Source organism: Ruegeria sp. AA6 (assembly GCF_056542865.1).
Window position 1 is genome coordinate 1 of sequence record NZ_JBQGAN010000079.1, and the last position, 696, is coordinate 696.

The following is a 696-nucleotide window of genomic DNA, read 5'->3' on the forward strand; positions in this document are numbered from 1 at the left end:
ATTGAAGCGCTCGTTGTATCCATTCTCCCAAGGTGATCCCGGGTAGATTTGGATCGGCTTAATGCCCACCTTTCTTAACCAGGTCTGCAGGGCCGTTGCGATGAACTCCGCGCCGTTGTCGGAACGGATGTGTTCGGGCTTCCCGTGCCGCAATAAGAGTGGGTAGAGCGCATCCAGCACGTCTGCGCTGTTCATCTTCGGCTTGACCGCTACGCAGAGCGCCTCACGGGTATACTCATCCAGCACCGTCAGCATCTTGTAGCTCTGTCCGTTGCTCAGCTTGTCGTGGACAAAGTCAATGCTCCAGATGTGATTGGGATGTTGCGGTCGGAGCCGGATGATCGAGCTGTCCTTGTGGTACAGCCGTTTGCGTTTCTTGTGCCGTTGTGGGAGCTGCAAGCCTTCTTCGCGCCATAGTCGTTCGATCTTTTTATGATTGACTGCCCAGCCTTCGACACGCAGCAGCTCGGCGACCTTGCGGTAGCCGTAGCGCCCATACCGTTTGGCCAATCGGATCATCGCCAGACGTAACGCCTCATCATCCTTTGGCGCTGCGCGGTATTGCAGCGTGCTCCGCGCCAATCCAATCACGCGACAGGTGCGCCTGTCCAGCCCCAATTCTATGGGCCAGTTTTGAGCAAGGTTTCTGGAACGGGCGGTCGCATGTTTAGAGCCTGATGGGGTCTGACACGATTG

The 696-nt window shown here is 56.8% G+C and carries 1 protein-coding gene; it reads right to left on the reverse strand.

Annotation, left to right across the window (positions count from 1 at the left end; translation table 11 throughout):
* The coding region (locus tag ACR0LN_RS23950) for an IS3 family transposase (RefSeq protein ID WP_480433244.1) at positions 1 to 618 on the reverse strand (618 nt) is incomplete at its 3' end.
* Positions 619 to 696: the final 78 nt, after the last annotated feature.